Source organism: Aureimonas jatrophae (genome assembly GCF_900104035.1).
GTDB classification, from domain to species: domain Bacteria; phylum Pseudomonadota; class Alphaproteobacteria; order Rhizobiales; family Rhizobiaceae; genus Aureimonas; species Aureimonas jatrophae.
In genome coordinates this window covers 812,485-829,139 of sequence record NZ_FNIT01000001.1, presented here as the reverse complement: position 1 = coordinate 829,139, position 16,655 = coordinate 812,485, and the positions used below count along the sequence as shown (strand labels likewise).

General features: G+C 68.0%; 18 protein-coding genes. 10 read left to right on the top strand and 8 right to left on the bottom strand.

All coding sequences use genetic code 11. The annotated features are described in order from the left end of the window. Positions 1–280 precede the first annotated feature (280 nt). The 8 genes from BLQ76_RS04085 (at position 281) to BLQ76_RS04050 (ending at position 5,694) form a co-directional block, all read left to right on the top strand. The gene (locus tag BLQ76_RS04085; protein WP_139183919.1) at positions 281–1,222 is read left to right on the top strand and encodes a cytochrome ubiquinol oxidase subunit II family protein; all 942 of its coding nucleotides are present in this window, start codon (positions 281–283) and stop codon (positions 1,220–1,222) included. Further along, the gene (locus BLQ76_RS04080; RefSeq protein ID WP_090669139.1) at positions 1,212–3,269 is read left to right on the top strand and encodes a cbb3-type cytochrome c oxidase subunit I; all 2,058 of its coding nucleotides are present in this window, start codon (positions 1,212–1,214) and stop codon (positions 3,267–3,269) included. Before BLQ76_RS04085 ends, BLQ76_RS04080 begins: the two co-directional genes overlap by 11 nt. Further along, entirely contained in the window at positions 3,266–3,904 is a 639-nt protein-coding gene (locus BLQ76_RS04075) for a cytochrome c oxidase subunit 3 (RefSeq protein WP_090669136.1), read from the top strand. The genes BLQ76_RS04080 and BLQ76_RS04075 overlap by 4 nt, the downstream gene beginning before the upstream one ends. Beyond that, the gene (gene cyoD, locus BLQ76_RS04070; protein WP_090669133.1) at positions 3,901–4,251 is read left to right on the top strand and encodes a cytochrome o ubiquinol oxidase subunit IV; all 351 of its coding nucleotides are present in this window, start codon (positions 3,901–3,903) and stop codon (positions 4,249–4,251) included. The genes BLQ76_RS04075 and cyoD overlap by 4 nt, the downstream gene beginning before the upstream one ends. A 128-nt stretch (positions 4,252–4,379) precedes the next feature. After that, the gene (locus tag BLQ76_RS04065) at positions 4,380–4,778 is read left to right on the top strand and encodes a hypothetical protein (protein WP_090669130.1); all 399 of its coding nucleotides are present in this window, start codon (positions 4,380–4,382) and stop codon (positions 4,776–4,778) included. A gap of 111 nt (positions 4,779–4,889) precedes the next feature. After that, complete coding sequence (locus tag BLQ76_RS04060) at positions 4,890–5,069, top strand: hypothetical protein (protein ID WP_090669127.1); 180 nt, start codon at positions 4,890–4,892, stop codon at positions 5,067–5,069. Between the two features lie 61 nt (positions 5,070–5,130). Then, complete coding sequence (locus BLQ76_RS04055; RefSeq protein ID WP_139183918.1) at positions 5,131–5,352, top strand: hypothetical protein; 222 nt, start codon at positions 5,131–5,133, stop codon at positions 5,350–5,352. 93 nt (positions 5,353–5,445) lie between these two features. Beyond that, the gene (locus BLQ76_RS04050; protein ID WP_090669122.1) at positions 5,446–5,694 is read left to right on the top strand and encodes a hypothetical protein; all 249 of its coding nucleotides are present in this window, start codon (positions 5,446–5,448) and stop codon (positions 5,692–5,694) included. Between the two features lie 294 nt (positions 5,695–5,988). On the opposite strand, the gene BLQ76_RS04045 is transcribed toward BLQ76_RS04050, so the two are convergent. The 5 genes from BLQ76_RS04045 to BLQ76_RS04025 form a co-directional block, all read right to left on the bottom strand. Continuing rightward, a complete protein-coding gene (locus BLQ76_RS04045; protein WP_090669119.1) occupies positions 5,989–6,381 on the bottom strand; it encodes a diacylglycerol kinase family protein in 393 nt (130 codons plus the stop codon). Positions 6,382–6,493: 112 nt separating this feature from the next. Next, on the bottom strand, positions 6,494–8,443 hold the full coding sequence (locus tag BLQ76_RS04040; protein ID WP_139183917.1) for a linalool dehydratase/isomerase domain-containing protein: 1,950 nt from the start codon (positions 8,441–8,443) through the stop codon (positions 6,494–6,496). After that, on the bottom strand, positions 8,440–9,138 hold the full coding sequence (gene uppS / locus BLQ76_RS04035; RefSeq protein WP_090669111.1) for a polyprenyl diphosphate synthase: 699 nt from the start codon (positions 9,136–9,138) through the stop codon (positions 8,440–8,442). The genes BLQ76_RS04040 and uppS overlap by 4 nt, the downstream gene beginning before the upstream one ends. Positions 9,139–9,164: 26 nt before the next feature. Beyond that, positions 9,165–9,527 (bottom strand): winged helix-turn-helix domain-containing protein, encoded by a 363-nt coding sequence (locus BLQ76_RS04030; RefSeq protein WP_090669108.1) that lies wholly within the window; start codon positions 9,525–9,527, stop codon positions 9,165–9,167. Further along, positions 9,520–10,128: a hypothetical protein gene (locus tag BLQ76_RS04025; RefSeq protein ID WP_090669626.1), complete on the bottom strand. Its 609-nt coding sequence runs from the start codon at positions 10,126–10,128 to the stop codon at positions 9,520–9,522. The genes BLQ76_RS04030 and BLQ76_RS04025 overlap by 8 nt, the downstream gene beginning before the upstream one ends. 276 nt (positions 10,129–10,404) lie before the next feature. On the opposite strand from BLQ76_RS04025, the gene BLQ76_RS04020 reads away from it, so the two are divergent. Beyond that, positions 10,405–11,205, top strand: a complete 801-nt coding sequence (locus BLQ76_RS04020) for a Stf0 family sulfotransferase (protein ID WP_090669105.1) — start codon at positions 10,405–10,407, stop codon at positions 11,203–11,205. A 340-nt stretch (positions 11,206–11,545) separates the two neighbouring features. On the opposite strand, the gene BLQ76_RS04015 is transcribed toward BLQ76_RS04020, so the two are convergent. From BLQ76_RS04015 to BLQ76_RS04005, 3 genes are all read right to left on the bottom strand, one after another. Further along, positions 11,546–13,165 (bottom strand): tannase/feruloyl esterase family alpha/beta hydrolase, encoded by a 1,620-nt coding sequence (locus BLQ76_RS04015; protein WP_210184139.1) that lies wholly within the window; start codon positions 13,163–13,165, stop codon positions 11,546–11,548. Positions 13,166–13,256: 91 nt separating this feature from the next. Beyond that, positions 13,257–14,222, bottom strand: coding sequence for a serine hydrolase domain-containing protein (locus BLQ76_RS04010; RefSeq protein WP_244519460.1), 966 nt, complete (start codon positions 14,220–14,222; stop codon positions 13,257–13,259). A 277-nt stretch (positions 14,223–14,499) separates the two neighbouring features. Beyond that, positions 14,500–15,441, bottom strand: a complete 942-nt coding sequence (locus BLQ76_RS04005; protein ID WP_090669099.1) for a LysR family transcriptional regulator — start codon at positions 15,439–15,441, stop codon at positions 14,500–14,502. Positions 15,442–15,537: 96 nt separating this feature from the next. Between BLQ76_RS04005 and BLQ76_RS04000 the strand changes: the two genes are divergently transcribed. After that, positions 15,538–16,647, top strand: a complete 1,110-nt coding sequence (locus tag BLQ76_RS04000) for a 4-oxalomesaconate tautomerase (protein WP_090669096.1) — start codon at positions 15,538–15,540, stop codon at positions 16,645–16,647. Positions 16,648–16,655 lie beyond the last annotated feature (8 nt).

Here is a 16,655-nt window from a genome sequence, read left to right as displayed (position 1 = left end):
GAAGTCAACGCCGCGACCGGTTCCCGGCGCCCGGATCGGCCAACCTGTGGACAGCCTGTGGAAAGATCGGTCCGCAAGCCGGCCATCGCCGTGGCGGGTCGTCGCCCCCCTACAGGCTCGCCCGGGGCCTCTATATCGCCCGCTATGGGACATCACGCGGACGTGTCTCGCTCAAGGATCTCGCCGAGGAGACGACGTGCCCAGAGTTCACCGGATCGACCGGAGACCAGCGCCCGCCCGTACCCGGCAGGGCTATCGGATCGCCCGGAGGGCGACGACCATGGCGCTGCCGCTCGCGCTCGCTGGCTGCGCCATGGGACCGCTGTCCTTCTTCGACCCGCTCGGCCCCGTGGCGGCGGCGCAACGGTCGATGTTCTTCCAGGTCGTCGCCTGGATGTCGCTCGTGGTGGTGCCGGTGCTGGTGCTGGTGCCCTTGTTTGCGTGGCGCTACCGGCGCACCAACACGCGCGCCCGCTACACGCCCGACTGGGGCTTCTCCTGGCCGATCGAGATCGCGATCTGGGTGGTGCCGATCATCATCGTCATCGTGCTCGGCGGCGTGATTTGGAAGGCGCGTTCTCTCGATCCCTACCGGCCGATCGCCTCGGCCGCCGCCGAGGCGCCGCTCGAGATCGAGGTCGTCGGCCTCGACTGGAAGTGGCTGTTCATCTACCCCGATGAGCGCATCGCAAGCGTGGGCACGCTCGCCATTCCCGCCGGGCGCCCCGTTCGCTTCCGTCTCACCAGCGACACCGTCATGCAGAGCTTCGCGATCCCCGCGCTCGGCAGCCAGATCTACGCCATGGCTGGCATGGTGACGGAGCTGAACCTTCTGGCCGACCGCCCTGGCGAGCGGCGCGGCCACAACACGCAGTTCAACGGCATGGGCTTCCAGAACCAGCGCTTCTCCGTTTCGGCGCTGCCGGCGGGAGGCTTTGCCGACTTCGTGCGGGCCGCGCAGCTCGCCGACCGCCCGCTGGACGACGCGGCGCTGGCGACCCTGACGCGTCAGGGCAGCGCGCGCGACGCCGCGCAGGCGCTCGGCGCGCCGGGCGATCAGGTCGTCTTCTCGCAGGTTCCCCCGGACCTCTTCGCGCGCTTCGTCGCGCGCCACCGGCCCGCCATGGCGCACGAGATGACGGGCGGCATGGCGTCGTCGACCGTGCCGCTGCCGGTCGCCGACCCGATGCCGGAGATGGAGGGCGCGCACGATGGCCACTGATTGGGGCACGCTTCTCTTCGGGCGCCTGTCCTTCGACGCCCTGCCCTTCTACAGCGCGATCGCGACGGCGGCCGCCTCGCTGGTGGTGGTGGGCGCCATCGCCGTCGTCGCGCTTCTCACCTGGACCGGGCGCTGGGGCTGGCTGTGGCGCGAGTGGCTGACGACGCTCGACCACAAGCGCATCGGCATCATGTACGTCGTGCTCTCGCTCGTGATGATGTCGCGCGGCATCGTCGAGGGCTCGATGATGCGCCTCCAGCAGGCGCTGGCGCTGAACGCGCCGGGCTACCTGCCGCCCGAGCACTTCGCCCAGCTCTTCTCCACCCACGGCTCGATCATGATCTTCTTCATGGCGATGCCGTTCCTGACCGGGCTCATCAACTTCGCGGTGCCGCTGCAGATCGGGGCGCGCGACGTGTCCTTTCCGCTCCTCAACGCGATCAGCTTCTGGCTGACGGCGGGCGGCGCCGGCCTGATGATGGCCTCGCTCGTCATCGGCAAGTTCTCGACCGGCGGCTGGAGCGGCTACCCACCCTATACCGACGCGACCTTCAGCCCCGGCGTCGGGCCGGACTACTGGATCGTGGCGCTGACGCTCGGCTCGATCGGCTCGACGCTGACCGGCGTCAACATCGCGGTGACGATCTACAAGCGGCGCTGCGCGGGCCTGCACCTCATGCGCATGCCGCTCTTCTGCTGGACGGCGCTCTGCACCGCGATCCTGATGATCTTCGCCCTGCCCCCGCTCACGGTCGCGACCGGGCTCCTCGCCATGGACCGCTACCTCGGCATGCACTTCTTCACGAACGACGGGGGCGGCAACATGATGAACTTCGCCAACCTGTTCTGGTTGTTCGGCCATCCCGAGGTCTACATCCTGATCCTGCCGGCCTTCGGCGTTTATTCCGAGGTCGTCTCGACCTTCTCCTCGAAGTTCCTCTACGGCTACAAGGCGCTGGTGGCGGCCACCATGTGCATCGCGGTGCTCTCCTTCACGGTCTGGGTGCACCACTTCTTCACCATGGGCCAAAACGCCGACATCAATGCGGCCTTCGGCATCGCCACGATGACGATCGGCGTGCCGACGGGGGTGAAGATCTTCGACTGGATCTTCACCATGTACCGGGGCCGCGTGCGCTTCGCCGTGCCCATGCTCTACGCGCTCGCCTTCATGATGCTGTTCGTGATCGGCGGGCTGACGGGCATCCTCCTCGCCAACCCGGCGATCGACTACCAGGTGCACAACTCGCTGTTCCTGGTCGCCCACTTCCACAACATGCTGATCCCCGGCCTCCTGTTCGGGATGCTAGCGGGCTACACCTACTGGTTCCCCAAGGCCTTCGGCTTCCGGCTCGACGAATGGTGGGGACGCCTGTCCTGGGGCTGCTGGGTGACGGGCTTCACGCTCGCCTTCATGCCGCTCTACGTGCTCGGCGCCATGGGCATGACACGGCGCACCGTGACCTACGACAACCCCGCCTACCTTCCCTATATGATCGTTGCGGCCGTGGGCGCCGCCTTCCTGCTCGCCGCGCTGGCGACGCTCGTCACGCAGCTCGCCGTCTCGATCCGGCGGCGCGCGGCGCTCGCCGTTCCCGCCGGCGACCCATGGAACGGGCGCACGCTGGAATGGTCGATCCCCGCCCCCGCACCGGCCTACAACTTCGCGGCCCTGCCGGTGGTCGACCAGCGCGATCCCTTCGCGCAGGAGAAGAAGCGCGGTGAGGCCTACCGGCCGGGCTTCATCCACACCGACATCGAGATGCCGCGCAACACCGGCGTCGCCTTCCTGATCGGCATGGGCGGGGCGGCCTGCGGCTTCGCCGTGGTCTGGCACATCTGGTGGCTGGCGATCGCCTCGCTCCTGTTCGTGGTCGCCACCACGATCGCCCGCTCGTTCCAGACCGACCTGACCGAGACCATTCCCGCGAGCCGCATCGCACGCGACGAGGCGCGCTGGCTCCGACAGGTCCGCGCGGCCGAGCCGGTCGGGCGCGACGACGAGACCGCCTCCCGCAACATGGGTCTGGCGGAGGCCAGCGCATGAGCGACGCCATCGCCGACCACGACACCCGCCATCCTGGCCTCAACCTCGCCGAGACCGACACCTTCGCCCACGCCGAAGCCGAGGAGACCGTGTTCGGCTTCTGGGTCTTCCTGATGAGCGACGTGGTGCTCTTCGCGCTGCTGATCGCCGTCTACGCCACGGCCGTGCCCATGACCGACGGGGGGCCGGGCCCGCGCGACATCCTCACGCTCGGGCCGGCGGCCTTCGAGACCGGGCTGCTGCTTCTGTCGAGCCTCACGTTCGGCATGGCCTCGCTCGCGCTGAAGTACGAGGATCCGCGCTCGCGCCTCGTCGGCTGGCTCGCGCTCACGCTTCTTCTCGGCCTCGCCTTCCTCGGCCTGGAACTCAAGGACTTCGCCGACTGGTCGGCGCAAGGGGCGCCGCCCCAGCGCTCCGGCTTCCTGTCGGCTCTCTATGTCCTCCTGTCGACGCACGGGCTGCATGTCGCGATCGGCTGCCTCTGGATCGCGGTGATGATCGCGCAGGTCTTCCGCTTCGGCCTCAGCGCCGCGGTGAAGCTGCGCGTCATGCGCCTGGCGCTTTTCTGGCACATGCTGGACGTCGTCTGGATCGGCCTCTTCTCGGTGATCTACCTGGTGGGACTGTCCTCATGAGCGCACGCCTCCCCCACGAAACCGGCGCCAAGCGTGCGGCCCGGCGCGAGGCGGGCCGGCGGGCGGAGCTGCGCTCCTATCTGACGGGCTTCGCTCTCGCCGTTCTCCTGACCGCGCTTCCGTTCAGCCTGGTGGCCGCTGGTCTGGATGGCCGCTGGGTGCTGACCGCGATCGGCCTCGCCGCGCTCGCGCAGATCGTCGTGCACTTCCGCTTCTTTCTCCATATCAGCCTCGACCGCTCGACCCGCGACGACCTCCAGCTGATCCTCTTCACCTCGCTGATCATCGCCTTGATGGCGGGCGGCACGATCTGGATCCTGGGCAACCTGCACGAACGGATGATGTGACCGGCAGGGCGTCGCGGCCCCGTTTCGTTAGCCGCGACACCCGTAGCCGAGACGCATGAAGTCCCCTCTCCCCCGGGCGAACCCGCGTGCGGAAGCCGTCGTTGCCGTTCCTTTCCAGGAGAGCGACGATGTCCCGCACGCGCCCCCATCTTCGGACCAACCACCGGGCCCAGTCCCTGGCCCGCGGCCTCGGCTGGGTCTCGATCGCACTGGGCCTCGGCGAGCTGCTGGCGCCCGGCGCCTTGAAGCGCGGCACCGGCGCCCCCGGCCCGGCCACGCTTCTCCAGGCCTATGGCCTGCGCGAGATCGCGACCGGTGCCTTGATCCTCGCCTCCGATCGACCCGTCTCGATGGTGTGGGCGCGTGTGGCAGGCGATGTCCTGGACCTGGCCACGCTCGCTCCGGCCGCGAGCCCGGACAACCCGCAACGCGAAGGCGGGATCGGAGCGCTCGCCTTCGTGGCGGCGGTGACGGCGGTCGACATCGCCGTGGCCCTGCAGGGCGACGAGGAGGCGGAGCGGCGATGAGAGCGGATGGCCCGACAGCCGCCTCGCAGGCCGCTGTCCCGCGGAGAACCGGCGGAGCGAACCGATCGGGCGCCCGGTCGTTGTTCCCCACCCAACAGGAGATTTCGAGACATGAAGCCACACCTGACCTTCGCCGTGCTGACGCTCGGCGCCGTCATGGCCCTGTCCGGCTGCAACAGCGAGGGCGGCGGCACCGCCCAGAAGGCCGGCAGCGGCGCCGGCCCGACGCAAGGGGCGGGCTCGTCGAACACACCCGGCACCGCCACGAACGGCGGCCCGGCGACACCCTGAGGAGCCGACACGGGACGCTTTGGTTCGTGTCAGGGACCGGTTGCGGGTGTAGGTTCGGATGATGAAAGCCAAACCCACGCCGGACCGCGAGGTCCTGTCCGCCCTGATCGAGACCCATCGCCTGTCCATGCGCGCCCTCGTGCGCTGCCTGGAGGACAACGGCGCGCTGAAGCCCGGCCAGTTCGCCGAAGCCCTCCACATGTCGATGGAGAACAGCCAGGACGAAACCGACATCCTGGCGCTCGCCATGATGCACAACCTGCGCCGCGCCTTGATCGAGTAGGCCCGGCGGGCGGGAAATCCGGTGCCGAGCCGGCCCCATGGCCGCCGGCGAGCCGTCCGCCATATTCCCGCCGGTTCGAAGAGGAGGACGTGGATGGACCTGAACGAGGCAGAACAGGCGTTCCTGCGCGGCATGCGCGCGATCACGCTGGACGAGCAGGGCCGGGAGATCTTCGTCGGCCTGACGCCCGACGAGAGCGTCGAGTATCTCGGCCTTTCGCGGCGCAACGAGCAGGGCGAGGACATGAGCGCGAACCCGCGCTACCTCGAGCTTCACCAGCGCCACGAAGCCGAGCGGGAACGCATCGTGGCGGGCGAGGCGCCGCTCGACCGGGCACCGTGATCCTGCGAACGCGGCTCGGCACGCCGCGTCGCCGAATGGGGTGACGTGCATTCCCGCCCTGCGCCGTCAGGTGGCGGGCCCGCAAGCACGGGCCCACTGGAAAGGGGACGAGCCGCGGACGACCGTCCATCGCCAACGGCGGACGAGCCGAAGCCTCGCCCCCGCAACCGTGCTGCGATCGGGACAGGGAGGGTTGGGCCGGACCGTTGCTCCGGTCCGGGACCTGGCGAGATCGGGAGGTTCGGAGGTGCGCCAGACCTGCGCGGTCTCGAGATCGATTCTCCGTCCAGTTCCCTACCCTGCGGTCTTCGTCAGAACGAGGAGGCCGACCACGGCGGCCGCGATGGCCGCGATCAGGACAGCACCGGCCGCGACATCCTTGGCCCTTCGGACATCCTCGCTCCACGTCGGGCAAACGACGTCGCAAAGGTGTTCCACCGCGGTGTTGACCGCTTCCATGGCCAGCACCAGGCCGCAGGCCAGCACGACGACCATCCAGTCCGTGGCATCGATCGACAGGGCCCAGCCTCCTGCCACCACAAGCCCCGCGGCGAGAAGATGAAGGCGGGCGTGCGGCTGCGTGGCGACCATGTGGCCGATCCCGTGCAGGGCATGGCCGAAGCTGCGCAGGCGCCGACCGAGATAGGACGCGGGCGCGGCAGCGGTTTCCCTGTCCAGCGGGATCATGGCTCCAGTCTCCAGTCGAGAGGGTCCTTGCGATGGCCGAGGCGGCCACGGATGGCGCGTGAAACGCTGAGGACGGCGCCAAAGAGCAGTCCTGCCAGGATGCAGCAGGCCATCAGGCGGCCTCCGCGATGCGGATGCGGCGGCGACCGGCGCCCAAGGCCACCTCGATCGTGGCCTTGCCGTCCGGCCCGCTCCGGAACAAGGAGGCGTCGTCCGACCGTCGATAGGCGCGCGACGGGTTCAGCCCCCCGAGCCCCAAGGAGATCGGCGCGCCGCCGTCTCCCGACACGAGCGTGACGTCGAGAGCGTCGTCCCGCATCCTGGCTCCGGCCACGAGCGCGGCGGGATAGGGACAGGCGGCCACATGCGGCGTTGTCGCGACGCAGCCGGGTGACGAGGGATATCGCACGAGGTCGCGAAGTCCGTCGGAGCGACCGCACCGCGCCATCAGTTCGAAGGCGTGCGACCAGATGGAGGCCCGGGGTCGATGTCCACGGCCCGCCGCCACGCTGATCGGATGGCGCGCATCGAGCGCCTCCAGCATGGCGTCCGCCACCTCGCGATCGCCGAGTTCCGCCGCCGTCGCGGCGGCACCGCTCAGACCCGCAATCCGCGTGAAACGGTAGTTGCCGACATCGATCGGCCAGAAGGCCTCGAGCCGCACGCGGTCCGATCCGGGGCCAGCACGCAGGAGTTCGCCGCGCAGGCGCTGCCAGTTCTCGCGCGCGAGGTCCGGCAAGGTGGCGTTCAGAAAGAAACTCGGCAAAAGCTGGGTGAGAACGCCGCCGACGGACGGCATGGCCAAGCCCGTCAGGCTCGAGCGACAGGTGACGAAGCGGCCGCGCGCGTCGCGGAACTCGGCCCTCATCATGTGCTCCTGGCGAGGCGCCATACGGTGCCAGAGGTCGTCGTCGACTTGCGCGTCACGGGCCGCGAGCGCGACGTAGCCGATGCTGTTGCAGACCGGAAAGAGCCAGTTCGGCTCGCAGGCTATGAGGCCGAAGGCGGAGCGCGCATGCTGATCCGCCAGGCCCGCGACGAGCGAGGGGAAGTCGGCCTCGAACCGGCGGCCGGAGGGGTGCTGGAGGGAGAAGGCGCCGCGGCGGCTGAAGCGCCGGTCGCCGGAAGCGGCCTGGAACAACGCGATCTGCGTCGCGCAGAAGCCCGCATACATGACGTTGTCGACGGCGATCGGATCGGGGTCGAGCCGACCACGGCCCCAGAGGCTTTCGAGCAGCCAGTAGCGCCAGACCCGATGATCGCGCGCCTTTTCGATCAGGTTCGCCTGGGCGTCGGTCAGGTAGGCTTGAAGGCCCGGAAGGCGATGTCGCTGGACAAGGGCGAGAGCGCAGCCCGAAAACTGCAACTGGTATCGCAGCGCTGCCGACTGGAACGCATCGAGTCGTTCGAAGCCGTCGAAGCGGTCGAGGGGCTGGAGGGCGCGGTCGAGAAGGAAGCGCAGACGGGCCAGGTCATCGTCGTCGAGATCGCCCGACGCGACGGATTCTCGAAGACAGGGGACCGGCAGGATTGGCGCTGGTGGAACCGCACCCCCCTCGCCCGCAGGCCGCCCGGCCGAAACCGGTCGCATGGCCTTGACGGCCGCTGCGCCAAGACCTGCAGCCAGCACAAGACCGAGGATGGACAGGCCTGCGCCATCGCTCGACAGGCATCCGCGATGGTGGGCGTAGCCGGACGCGGCGACCGCCGAGAGCAGCCAGACGGCGGGCGGCGCGAAGACGTTTCCGGTCGCGAACCACAGGAACACGCAGACGCCGAAGGCGGCGAGCGAGGCGCCACCGAGCCAGAAGGCCGTGACATCCGGTATCGTTGAGCCCGCGCCGCAAAGGCTGAAGCCTCCGCCGGGAAAGGCGAGGCCGAGGCCAAGGCTCTGGAGTGCCGGCGTATGCGTGGCGGCGGCGACGAGGCTTCCTGCCGCAACGATGCCGCCCGTCGCCAGAAGCGTTCGGCCGACGCGTAGGCGCGAGATCGGACCGCGCGGCAGCACGGACGGGAAACGGCCGCTGCGAGCAACGCGGGCCATCGACGCGACGGGCGTCATGCCGCCACCGCTGGGCCGGGAAGCGCGCCGAAGCGGCGCTGGCGGGTGCGAAATTCGGCCAGCGCCTCCTCGACGTGACTGGGCCGGAAGTCTGGCCAGAGCCGAGGCGTGAACAGGAGTTCGGCATAGGCGGACTCGAAGAGGAGGAAGTCGCTGAGCCGTTGCTCGCCACCGGTTCGGATCAGGAGGTCGAGGTCCGGCACGCCGCCCGAAAGGCGATGGGCGAAATCGTCGCGCGTGATGTTCGGCCCGGCCAGGCGCGCGGCCTCCACGATGGCATCGCGCGAGGAATAGTCGAAGGCGATGCGCAGATGGAGCCGCTCGGCCATAGCCGAGCGCGCCTCGGCCTCGGCGATGCGCCGGGACAGGCGGACGCCCAGCCGGTCGCGCCGTCCGATGACGGTCAGGCGTATGCCGGCGCGCACGAGGCTTTCGATCTCGTCCCTGAGATAGCTGCCGAGAAGACGCAGGAGGATTGCGACCTCCGCCGCCGGACGTCGCCAGTTGTCGCTGGAGAATGCGTAGAGCGTGAGCGTGCCGACGCCTGCGTCCCGCACCGCCTCGACGACCGGCCGAATGGCGCGAACGCCCTCGCGGTGCCCCCAGCCTCGCTCATGTCCGAGGCGGGTCGCCCAGCGACCGTTGCCGTCCATGATGATGCCAAGATGGATTTTGTGATGGATATCACTTTGCATTGCAAAGCTCCAAGGCAAATGAAAACTCAGGCGGGTTTGGGCAAGACGCCGGCAGGGCCGCGCTTCGATGCGGCGGCGGCGTCGCGAACGACCTGTTCCAGGATCTCGAGGTAGTTCAGGAAGCTCTCGCGCCCCTTGTCCGTCAGGAAGCAGGTCGTTGCCGGGCGCTTGCCGACGAAGGCCTTGTCGATGCGCACGAAGCCGGCCTCCTCGAGTACCTGAAGATGACGGCTGAGATTGCCGTCGGTCAGTCCGCACAAACGCTTCAGGTCGGCAAAGCCCAGGCCCTTCGGCTGGCCGGTGAGCGAGGTCATGACGCCGAGCCTCGCCTTCTCGTGAATAATGCGGTCGAGCCCGTCATAGGCGAAGGGAGCGGCGCGGTCAGACATCAGAGGCCCCCGGCAGCGAGGCCCGGTGGACCACCACGGCGAGCATGGCCTGCCCGACGGCAAAGGGGAGTGCCATCGCCCAGGGCGACAGTTCGGGTCGGGCCGCCGAAAGCATCATCACCGCAAAGCCGGCGGTGAAGTACCAGGCGGCGGCCAACACGGCCCCTCTCGGCAGCGACGGCGTCGCCGCGAAGAGGCCGAGCCCGACGAACACCTGCCAGACACCGGGGATCATCCACACGTCGTCCGGCGCGAAGCGCCCGACAACGGCAGCAAAAGCGGCCCCCGCCGCTCCGGCCGGAAGAAACGTCTGGATCGCCTGGTGCAGCATGGCATCGGCAAGACCACCATGAGCGCGGCCGGCGCGCACCATCGTCTCGGCGGCGATCACACCGACGCAGATCACGGCCGCGACGATCCATCCGAGAAAGAAGGCCAGGGACGTCTGAGGCGGCGCCACGGTTTGCAGCGTCCCCAATCCCAGGGCGATCAGAGCGGTCGCGGCCAGCGCCAGGGGGCCGAGGCCCCGGAATACGGTACCGGCGGCGACGCGGCGACGGATCGCCTCGATATCAGCCAGGGCATCGTCCAGCTCTCTCACCATCGCCCCCCTCGAACTTCGATCGTTTCACTGAACTTTGTGTCGCAAAGCATACGGCATTGCAGACTTCTTGCAAGCCCTCCCTTCGAACGGCCTCGGCTCTTTTCGCAACGGTTGGATTAAGGAGGCTGTCGACGCGCGAGGTCGAAGGGAACAACAGGGACGCCATGCCTTTCGGCACCGCGACGCCGAAGACGCTCGGGACGACTCGGAGGCGACCTTGGAAAAACGTCGGGCCTCACGCTTTGCGGGGCGACCCGTATCGGGGCATCCAACATGCGCAAGCACGACAACCTCGTTCGCCCCTTCGCACTCGGTCGATCGTTCGGTAGCCTGCCCGAAACAGGGCGGTCCGACATGCGCGCCTCAGCCTACGTCATCTGCGCGACGCCGCGATCCGGCAGCACGCTCCTATGCGACCTGCTGGCGACCAGCGGGGTAGCGGGACGGCCCCACTCCTACTTTCGCGCCGAAGACATCGACGAATGGGCGGACGGGTGGGGCGTCGAGGGACAGGCGGATTTGCAGGATCCGGCCTTCGACCGCGCCTACGTCTGCGCCATGGCAAAGGCCGGGCGCGCCGGCACCGATGTGTTCGGCCTGCGATTGATGCCTGCCAGCCTGAAGGACGCGACGCGCAGGCTGGGGACCGCGCTGGGGCAGGAGGGCGACCTTCCCACCCTGCTTGGTCGAGCGTTCGGACCGACGCGCTATATCCATCTGTCGCGGGACGATCGGGCCGCGCAAGCCGCCTCGCTCCTGCGGGCGCAACAAAGCGGGCTCTGGCATGTATCACCGGACGGTTCGGAGCGCGAGCGCACCGCACCCATGCGAGCCGCACCGATCGACGCGGAGGCGTTGGCTGTCGCGCAGAAGGGGCTCGCGGCGGACGACCGAGCGTGGGAGCGCTTCTTCGCCGCCCACGCGATCGCGCCGCTGCGACTGACGTACGAGCGACTGGCCGCCGACCCCCATGCCGAACTCGCGACGGTCCTCGCCGCTCTGGGCCTCGACCCGACCCACGCGGCCAACGCCCGCATCATGACCCGCAAGATGGCAAGCGGCGCCAATCCATGACCACCGCAGGCAATGGCACCTCGAAGAACCGCTAGCGACCCATCAACGCCATTCTCTATGTTCGTGGCGTCGCTCAAAGGCAGCCGTAACTCCACCGGCAACATCGCCGTTAGGCTGTGTCCACGACTATCGCCAAGGGTCAGCAAGGGACGTGCTGTCGAACCTTCGACGGCACAGGGAACCATTAGTGACAAAACGCGGCGGTCCCTCGTCGGCATCTGCGCAGAGCCAGCGGACGTCGATCGGCAATCCCTGCAATCCGCGACCCTGCGCCTCGAAGCCCCACGCGCCTCTTGCCGAGTGCAAAGAGATGCCGCGACCTCTCCTTTTATCCAAACCTTCAATCGCCGAGGGCGCAGGTGAAGCTGGACGCGTCCCGTACGTCACCGGACCCGGCATATCGGGGCCAACTTGGATATTCGCAGACCGGCAGAGTTCGTCCCCGCGTCGCCGACCCCGTCGTATCGGTCGCAACGTAGCCGGCCGGCGCGACGCCATTCGTGACCCAGTTGTCGAGCGCGGCGAGGCTGTCCCATGCGGGGGAGAAGCTTCCCTTCCCGTGCGCAAGGCCGGGGAGCATGTAGAAGCGCATGAAAGACGCGACCCTGTCCGCCCCCATCGCCTCTTTCACCTTCCCGAAGTAGGCGGCGGTCCCAAGCGGCGTCACGCTCGGGTCTTCCGTGCCCTGTACGAGGATGATCTTCCCGCCCGCCGCCTCGAAGGCCGACAGGTCGGGATCGTTGGCGTCGGCGAGCTCGGAGATCTCCAGCAGCCGTTCGCGGTAGGGCCCGGGGTCGGCGATGTTGAAGCTGCGGTAGTCCAATTTTTCGTCTCGTGCGATGAAGTGCTGGAAGAACTCGTAGGCGCGCGCCGCGTGATGGGCATTGGGACCCGACACGACGGGTTCGGCATAGGCCGCTTGCGTCCCCAGGTTCATCACCACGCCTTCCAGGCTGTTGTAGCCGGGATAGCGGTCGAAGCCGTTGGCGAGTTGATACGGCAGCGTGTAGCCGTCGTGGTAGACCTTGATCGTGCGCTCGATCTGCACCGGCGTGAGGCAAGCGCCTGCTGCCTGGCCGTCCTTGCAGGCGAAGTGGTCCACCACGGCCTGAGACCGGGTGCGGCATGTCTTCACATTGCTGACCAGCCCGTCCTTTGCGCCGTCGAGGCCGTCGCAATGCTCCGTGGCATAGGCCGCGATGGCCTTCACGAGGTCCGGCGCAATCCAACCAGCGGATGCGTCGTCGTAGATTGCCCGGTTCAACGCCGCGCCCCAAAGGCGCAGGCCGACGAAGTTGGCCGTCGGATAATAGGAGATGACGCCGTCGTAGGCCTCCGGCCAGCGCAGCGCTGCGGTCAAGGCCTCCCGGCCGCCGGTCGAACCGCCGGCGAAATAGACCGCGCGCGGCGCTTCACCATAAGCAGCCTTCGCCAGCGCCGCCGCCACGTCGAGCGTCTTTTTGATGTGCAGGGACGCATAGTTCGCCAAGGCTTCGTCGTTGACGGCGAAGGAGGCATCGTTGGTGTTTTGCGCCGTGTGGCCGCTGTCGGATCCGAAGGTCACATAGCCCTGCGCCAGCGGCACCGGCCCATCCAACGGGCCGTGGATCGCCGGCTCGGTCGTCTCCGGCAGGATGCCGTTGTAGCCGCCCCCGCCGTATTGGAGGAGGCGACCGTTCCAGGTCGCGGGCAGATTGACCTGCCAGCCGATGGGCGGCGCCTTCGGATCGACGGGCATCGTCGTGCCGGAGACCTTGCAGAAGGGGTTCGTGCCGGCGGGCGTCGTCCATTCGGCTCCGCGGACCTCGGCGCCGCCCGTTTCCAGGCTGATGTCCCCAGGAGCGATGGTTCGGCCGTCGAGTGCCGCGCACGCGCCCGCATCGAGTGCGGCGGCCATGGCGCCGGAGCCGGACGAGGCGAGCAGCATCGCAGTCGCGAAAACGATCTTGGCTGAATTCATGGAACGGTCCTTGGGAAACAGCATGCGCTGCGGACACGCGGGCACCGCCGCCGCTCGGCGGCGCGTCGGTCCAGCGCGGGAGTATTGCGAGTCAGGCGCGGGCGGCGACGATGCGGTCGGCGATCTCGAGGAACGTCCCGACCTTCACGGCAGGCGGAAGGTAGGCCGTCTCGCCGAAGTTGCGGGCCATCGCATACTGGTCCGTCACCGCGCGCCGGTGCACGATCACCGTGTCGATGGCGGGCAGGACGAGGATGAACTGGCCGAGATTGCCGTTGGCGAGATAGGAGCCCTTCCAGGCCTCGCCCGCCCTCTCCGGCGTCCACCACAGATAGGCGTAGCCGCTGGGCCCGGCGGTCTGGGCCGACGTGAAGCGTTCCTTCGTGCTCTCGGCCACCCAGTCTGCGGGCACGACCTGCCGCCCCTTCCACTCGCCCCGGCGGAGCATGAGTTGTCCGAGCTTTCCCATGTCCCGGCCCGACAGGAACATGTGGTAGGCGAGGTAGCGGGAGCGGTTGCCGTAGCCGAGCATCTTCTGTCGGGCGATGTCGTAGTCCTCGAAGCCGAGCGGCTCGGCGAGATCGGTCCGCAGCGCCTCGAAGAGCGTCCGGCCGGTACGCTTCTCGAAGATCGCGCCGAGCACGTTGAAGTCCCAGTTGTTATACTGGAAGTGGCTGCCCGGCGCCTTCGAGCCGCGGGGCGGATTGTTGTCGTCGCCGCCGGGACTTCCGGCCGGATGGTAGACGCCCGAACCGGAGGACAGGAGGTGGCGCACGGTCGCCTGCCGCTCCGCCTCGCTCAGGGTCTCGTTGTCCTGGATATCGAGATCGGCGAGCGTGGCGTCGAGGTCGATCGTCCCGTCGGCCACGTACTTGCCGTAGAGCATCGACAGGATGCTCTTGCGAGCCGAGGCGAGATAGCTGACGTCGCTGCCGTTGCCGTACTGGTAGGCCAGCCGGTCACCGTCGTAGACCAGCAGCGAGGTCGTGGGCAGTTCGTAGACCGCCCGCTCCATCTCCAGGAGGCCTTCGGGGCTGAACGGCCCGCTGTCGGCCACAGCCGTGCGGGACGTCGCCGATGCTGATCGCGGAGCGCCGGTCTGGGCTGAGCCTCGGGCGCCGGACGCAAGCAAAAGTCCGACGGTTGCAGCCCCAGAGCCCGCTCCCTTCAACAACGAACGTCTCGAAAAGCCCACGCTCGGCATGTAGTCCATCCTCCCGATGCCCTCCAACATCGTAATGCTGACATGCTTTCTCGTTTGCGATAAATGCAACTTTCCTTCATTTTGATGCGATATTCACATCAGTGGGCTTCGTTTTTTTCAGTCGAGAGGCTTAGGCCGAATGTCCGGTGAGCGGTGCGGTTGCCTCGTCCGCAACTTCGCGCCACTCGCCCAGGAGCATTTCCAGAAAATGTCCGGCCGCGGGCGAAAGGCGGCTTTGGCGACGGCGCACCACCCCGATCGAGCGGGAGACCTCCGGTTCTACCAGCGGACGGGTCGTGAGGTAGGGGTGGTCATCCTGGGGCGTTGCCAACATGGGCAACACCGAGACGCCAAGCCCCGCCTCTACAAGGCCGAGCGATGTCGACAGATGAGTCACTTCGTAGAACCATTGAAGCCTCAGGCTTGAGCGGGCGAGAGCCGCGTCGAGAAGCGTCCGGTTGCCACTTGATCGCCCGACCGTGATCAGCCGATGCCCCTCCAGTTCCGACCAGCGGATCGGGTCGCGGCCCGCTGCCAACGGATGGTCCTTCCGGCAGGCGAGCACGAAGGGGTCGTCCATCAGCGGCGTGAACTGGAGGTCGGGATCGGACGAGGCCGACAGGTTGATGCCGAATTCGACCTCGCCGCGCGCCACGCTCGCCAGCCCGTCCGAGGCGCTGAGGTCGAGAATGCGAAAGCGGATCTGCGGGTACTGCTCGTTGAACCGTTTGATGACGCGCGGCAGGAAATAGAAGGCTGCCGTCGGTAGGCAGGCGATCGTCACCACCACCGACTGGCGCTGCCCAAGCTCCCGCACCGAGAAGAGCGAGGTGTCGAACTCGTCGAGCATGCGCTTGACGAGTGGCACCAGTTCCCGCCCGACCGCAGTCGGCGCCACGCGGCGGGTCGTTCGCTCGAGAAGGGATGCGCCCACCGCCGCTTCCAGTTTCTGGATCCGACGCGTCAGCGCGGGCTGCGAGAGATGGAGTGCTTCCGCGGCTTTATGAAACCCTTCGAGTTCCACGACGGAGAGAAAAGCACGGAGATCCAGCATCTCGCAATTAATGCTCATAGCGCAATAAATCCTGAAATATTTGCATTTAACGCGGCTTCCGATCCGGCCTATCTGCATCAATACAAGACATTGGTGCATCGGACGCAAGAGCCTATGACCTATCACGCCATTCCCTCGCGCAAGCTCATCCCCACCGTTCTCATGCGAGGCGGGACATCGCGCGGCCCCTTCGTTCTGGAGCGGGACCTGCCGGCCGATCCGGCGAGCCGGGATCGCGTGCTGATCCAGATGATGGGCTCGCCCGACCCGCTTCAGGTGAACGGCATCGGCGGCGGCGACCCGCTGACCAGCAAGGTCGCGATCATCTCGCCCTCGACGCGCCCCGGCATCGACGTTGAGTACCTTTTCGCGCAGGTTGGCGTGACGCAGGCGGTCGTCGATACCAACCCCAACTGCGGCAACATGCTCTCGGCCGTCGGCCCCTTCGCCATCGAGGCCGGCCTCGTCCAGCCGAGCGACGCCGAGACGACGGTGCGCATCTTCAACCGCAACACCGGCAAGAGCATCCATGCCGTGGTGCAGACGCCAGGCGGCGCGGTGACCTACGACGGGTCGGCCGAGATCGACGGCGTCACGGGTTCGGCTGCCCCGATCAAGCTCACCTTTCTCGACGCCACGGGATCCAAGACCAGCGGCCTGTTTCCCACGGGCGAGCGCCGAGAAACGATCGACGGCATCGAGGTCAGCCTCGTCGACTACGCCATGCCGATGATGATGGTGCGCGCCGCCGATTTCAGGCTTGTGGGCAACGAGACGCCGGACGAGCTCGACGCGCGGCGCGACCTGTTCGGCCGGCTCGAGATCATGCGCCGCGAGGCCGGGCGCCGCATGGGCCTCGGCGACGTGTCCAACGCCGTGGTGCCCAAAATCGGGATCCTGTCGGAGCCGCGCCGGGCGGACGGCACGATCACCTCGCGCTATCTCGTGCCCCATCGCACTCATAAGGCGCATGCCGTCACAGGGGCGCTGTGCGTGGCTGTTGCGGCCCGCACGCCGGGAACGGTCGCCTACGACCTCGCCGCCCCCGGCGACAGCTCGGGCGCCGTCCTCGTCGAGCATCCGAGCGGCAAGATCAGCATCGATCTCGAGACCGCGGAGGACGGCACCGTACGCCGCGCCAGCCTCATCCGCACCGCCCGCCGGATCTTCGAGGGCAACGTCATCCTGTCCGGGCCCGCGGCGGAAGCCGCCGACGCCGGCTGAATTCCAAC